This window comes from Cryomorphaceae bacterium (assembly GCA_007695365.1).
In the GTDB taxonomy this organism is placed as follows: domain Bacteria; phylum Bacteroidota; class Bacteroidia; order Flavobacteriales_D; family SKUL01; genus SKUL01.
Genome location: REDV01000028.1, coordinates 1 through 4,776 on the forward strand (window position 1 = coordinate 1; position 4,776 = coordinate 4,776).

General features: G+C 50.5%; 6 protein-coding genes. 1 reads left to right on the plus strand and 5 read right to left on the minus strand.

Annotated features, from left to right (window positions below; all coding sequences use genetic code 11):
* The 5 genes from EA392_00695 to rplU form a co-directional block, all read right to left on the minus strand.
* On the minus strand, positions 1 to 518 hold a 518-nt coding region (locus EA392_00695), incomplete at its 3' end, for a hypothetical protein (GenBank protein ID TVR42108.1).
* 47 nt (positions 519 to 565) lie between these two features.
* Complete coding sequence (locus EA392_00700; GenBank protein TVR42109.1) at positions 566 to 1,147, minus strand: hypothetical protein; 582 nt, start codon at positions 1,145 to 1,147, stop codon at positions 566 to 568.
* The gene (locus EA392_00705; protein TVR42110.1) at positions 1,144 to 2,424 is read right to left on the minus strand and encodes a serine--tRNA ligase; all 1,281 of its coding nucleotides are present in this window, start codon (positions 2,422 to 2,424) and stop codon (positions 1,144 to 1,146) included. Before EA392_00705 ends, EA392_00700 begins: the two co-directional genes overlap by 4 nt.
* A gap of 93 nt (positions 2,425 to 2,517) precedes the next feature.
* Positions 2,518 to 2,778, minus strand: a complete 261-nt coding sequence (locus tag EA392_00710) for a 50S ribosomal protein L27 (GenBank protein ID TVR42111.1) — start codon at positions 2,776 to 2,778, stop codon at positions 2,518 to 2,520.
* Positions 2,779 to 2,799: 21 nt separating this feature from the next.
* Positions 2,800 to 3,336 carry a 50S ribosomal protein L21 gene (gene rplU, locus EA392_00715; GenBank protein TVR42112.1) on the minus strand — a complete coding sequence of 179 codons (537 nt, stop codon included), beginning with the start codon at positions 3,334 to 3,336 and terminating at the stop codon, positions 2,800 to 2,802.
* Positions 3,337 to 3,547: 211 nt separating this feature from the next.
* On the opposite strand from rplU, the gene EA392_00720 reads away from it, so the two are divergent.
* The gene (locus tag EA392_00720) at positions 3,548 to 4,639 is read left to right on the plus strand and encodes an integrase (GenBank protein TVR42113.1); all 1,092 of its coding nucleotides are present in this window, start codon (positions 3,548 to 3,550) and stop codon (positions 4,637 to 4,639) included.
* Positions 4,640 to 4,776 lie beyond the last annotated feature (137 nt).

Genomic DNA, 4,776 nt, shown 5'->3' on the forward strand with positions numbered 1-4,776 from the left:
AGCACCAGGTACTGGTCAACCATGGCTTCAAAATCGCCCATCATGCCATACAGGTTGGCCATTTCGTAGTTAAAGGGATAGGCGTCTTTCAGAATTTTCTTGCCGCGCTCGTAGGTTGCCATGGCATGGTCGTACAGGCCCTTTTTGATAAAGGCATTGGCCAGGTTGATGACTTCCCGCTGATTGGGCTGCATATTTTTGATGGCGCGTTCGTACTCCTGTTTACCCTTGCCCGGCTCACCCATGCGGGTGTAGAGTTGCCCGAGGTCTACGAGGTAGCGAGCGTCATCGCGACTTCGTTTGAGTTGCTTTTTAATGAGTTTCTCGGCGTTTTTAAAGTCCTCCAACTCGGTGTAGGAAGTGAGCAGATAGCCGTAATTCACATCGCTCGGATCGCTGTCGTAGAGCCGTTCGTAGTACATCACCGCTTTGTCGAACTCACCGCTTTGGTAGTAAAACAGCGCCAGTTGTGAGTCGCTGGTGGGCTGGGCGGCCATGGGGTTGATGGCCCCGAACATAAAGCCCAAAAGCGTGAGTAAGGTGAAAATATGTGGTGAAGAGCTTCTCAAAGGTTCGGAACGTTATTCAGGCTGTCTGCCAGGTGTGTGATGCCGGGTTTCAACTCCATGTATTTGCGGTAAGAGTTTTCAAGCTTGGTGGTGAGACCGTTTACCCCCACGTCCAAACGTTGTACCACTTCCTTTTCTTGTGTCACGAATTTTTTCGCGAGAATTTCTGTGGGTACGCCGTTTTTAAGATCGGTGTGCAGGGTGCGAAGCTGGTTTTGGGTAAAGCGAAGTTCGTTTCTAAGTTTAAAAAAATCGCCGTCCATTTGTTTGTAGCCCTTCCAGGCAAAGCGATAGTCCGATAGTTTCAACGCCACGTGGCGCGGCATGGTATCGCCGCGTGTCAGGAAAAAGCGCTCAATGTTTTCCATCTGCATGCGAACGGTATCGCGGGCTGCGCGGTGCCTCACGGTGTCAATTCTGGCGAAATCCTTTTCGAGCTTGTTTACCACAGTTTTCAGACTGTCAACGGTTTGAACATAGGGTTTGAGCGCGTGGTTGCCACATCCCGAAAGCAGATGTGATGTCACGAGCATGGCCATCAGTACTCCCACAAGGCTATGGGTGATTGTTTTGTTCATTCCTCAATGATTGAAAATTGGGTGTAAGGTACGAGTACCTCAGGAATTCGAATCCCTTTCGTACCCTGGTTGTTTTCGAGCAAAGCTGCCAGAATTCGGGGAAGGGCCAGCGCACTTCCGTTCAGCGTGTGTGCCAGGGTGGTTTTTTTCTGGTCTCCACTTTTGAAACGCAGCTTCAGTCTGTTGCTTTGAAAAGTTTCGAAGTTGCTGATGGAGCTCACTTCCAGCCATCTTTGCTGCGCAGCCGAATACACCTCCATATCGTAGGTGAGGGCAGAGGCAAAGCCGAGATCGCCGCCGCAGAGCCGCAGCACCCGGTACGGAAGTTCCAGCTTTTTGAGCAATGCTTCTACGTGGCTTACCATTTCCTCCAGAATCCGGTAGCTTTCATCGGGATGAGCAAGTTGCACAATTTCAACCTTATCGAACTGATGCAAACGATTAAGGCCGCGCACATCTTTACCGTAAGAGCCCGCCTCCCGCCGAAAGCAGGGTGTGTATCCGCAGATCTTCACCGGAAAGTCGCTGTCTTTCAAAATCACGTCGCGGTACATATTGGTGAGTGGCACCTCGGCGGTGGGGATGAGGTAGAGGTCATCCGCGCCTACGTGGTACATCTGCCCTTCCTTGTCGGGAAGCTGACCGGTACCGATGCCTGATTCTTCATTGACGAGCAGGGGCGGCTGTACTTCCCGGTAACCTGCCTTTGCGGCTTCGTCCAGAAAGAAGTTAATCATGGCCCGCTGCAGACGGGCGCCTTTGCCGGTGTACACGGGAAAACCTGCGCCGGTGATTTTCACACCCAGCTCAAAATCGATCAGTCCGTATTTGCGGGCTACTTCCCAGTGAGGCAAAGCTTCCTGGTTGAGCGCGGGGGTGTTGCCGCCGGTTCTTACTATTTCGTTGTCGGTTTCGCTTGCTCCGGCCGGAACGGATGCGTGGGGTGCGTTGGGAATCTGGTAGAGGGTATCCTGCAATTCGGCTTCGGTTTGTTGCATGCGCTCGCGAAGTTCCTGACTTTGGGTTTTGAGTTCGGCGCTACGCGCTTTGAGCGGCTCGGCGGCTGCGGCCTGCCCGGATTTGAAGAGTTGCCCGATCTCCTGTGCAAGCTGATTGCCTTCGGCAAGCAGGGAATCGAGGTTGTGTTGGGTTTCCCTGCGTAGCGTGTCGAGCTCGAGCACTTTATCAATGAGCATGTTGTATGCATCAGGGTGGCGTTTGGCCAGCCGCTGTTTGATGAGGTCTGTTTCCTGTCGGATGGTTTGAACTTCGAGCATGTAAAGGTTTTGTTTCGCGGTTAAAGTTACGGATACAAAAAAACTCCTGACGCAGGCCGCCAGGAGTCTTTGCTAATTCATGTGAATACCGGCCTAGTTGGTTTCGGGATCTACCGAAACATAGGAGCGGTTGTCGCGCTTTTTACGAAATACCACGGTGCCATCGGTGAGGGCAAAAAGGGTGTGATCCTTTCCGATGCCTACATTCTCTCCTGGATGGTGCTTGGTTCCGCGCTGACGCACGATGATGTTTCCGCTGATGGCTTTTTGACCACCAAAGATTTTTATGCCGAGTCGCTTACTGTGCGATTCACGTCCGTTCTTAGAACTACCGACTCCTTTCTTATGTGCCATGGTTTCCCGGTTTAGACTGTTTTATGCGTTATTTTGCTCGGGAGCATCGTTTTTCGGTGCTTCCTTTTTGGGCTTGGCCTCAGCTTTGGGCTTGGCCTCAGCTTTAGGTTTAGCTTCTGCTTTTGGTTTAGCTTCTGCTTTTGGTGCAGCTTCCGCCTTGGTTTCGGCTTTTGCTTTCACTTCAGCTTTTGCTGCGGGCTCTTCAGCTTCCTTTTTTTCTTTTGCCGGAGCTGCTTTCCTGGCTCCGCTTGCAGTAATACCCTGAATTTCAATCTGGGTAAAGTACTGGCGGTGTCCGTTGGATTTTTGGTAACCCTTTCGGCGCTTCTTTTTGAAGACGATCACTTTGTCGCCTTTCAGGTGGCTGAGAACCTTGGCGGTTACTTCAGCACCTTCTACAGCCGGGGCGCCAACAGTTACGTTGCCACCGTTGTCGATAAGAAGCACGCGATCGAATTTAACCGATGCGCCTTCTTTTTCCTCAAGACGGTGTACGTAAATCCGCTGATCTTTCGCAACTTTGAATTGCTGCCCTGCTATGTCAACGATTGCATACATGGTGTGCTTATTAGAAATTGGGGTGCAAAAGTAAGAATATCCTCTGGAGTGTCAAACTTTTGTTTGGGTTCTTTTCTGTTTTTTGCCGGGGGTTGAGAAATTGAGGTGGACCTACCCAGGACGGTGGTTTGCGAAGTGAAGCATGATAAAGGAATTTGTTACTTTCGAACCGCTATCGAAAGACGTACTGAATACTGAATGTTGGAGCTTGATGAAGAAAGTATTGGCACATGAGGTTTGGACTCCACCAAAGCATCTTGAATGTGAGGCGGGTGTACACGATGGTAAGCGGGTGCTGTTGATGCGGTTTCCGTACGACAGGAAACTTATTAACGAGGTAAAACATCACCTGAATGCCCGCTGGTCTGCGAGCAAATCGGTGTGGCACGTTCCGGATACGCCTGCCAACCGCGGGTTATTTGGTTTGGCTCCTGCAAATCAGTCTGGCGAAAAAGAGCTGCGGGTAGCGGCCATGAACAAGCCTTGCCTTCAACGCCTTGTAGAAACCATTCGCTTAAGAGGCTACAGTGCCCATACAGAAAGCACCTACCGAACGGAATTTGTGCAATTTCTTGTTGCAATGGGCGAGCAACCCGCAGATGATATTGACCCGGAAACCCTGCGCAACTATTTGCTGCACTGCGTGAATGTGCTGAAAATGAGCGAGGCTCATATTCACAGTCGCTTGAATGCCATTAAGTTTTACTACGAAAAAGTTCTCCGCCGAAAGCGGATGTTTGTGGATATCCCGCGACCCAAAAAAGCATCAACCTTACCCAAGGCAATTGCCAGGGCGGACGTAAAGAAGATATTGGACGGCACCACCAATCTCAAGCACAATACGATACTCAGGATGTGTTATGGAATGGGTTTGCGCGTGAGCGAGATAATTGCGTTGCGGTTGTGCGACATTGACACTGCGTCCATGCAGGTGCACATTGTGCGCGCCAAAGGCAAAAAAGACCGCTATGTGCCATTGCCGGTGAGCATTTTAGGACAGTTACAAGAGTATTGCGAGGCCTACAAGCCTGTGGAGTTTCTTTTTGAGGGGCGCAATGGCCCTTACACCACCCGCAGTGCACAGGCTGTTTTTAAGCAGGCATTGAAGCGCGCCGGACTAACGCGACAAACAGGGATTCACTCCCTGCGACATTCATATGCCCGGCATTTACTGGAGGCCGGTACGGATATCGGCCATATTCAAAAGCTGCTTGGCCATGAGCACATTTCAACAACGCTTGTCTACACCAAAATAACCAACCGCGATGTGCAGCATATACAAAGCCCGCTCGATACGCTCTGAGCGGTCAGAAAATATTTTTTTTGCGCATTGCACTAAAAAAAGTATTTTGCGCTACCAAACAGGGAAAGAGAAAAATAGAGGTTTGATGACCAAGGGGCAATTGCGTATATTAGAGAGTTATAGCCAATGGTAAAAAA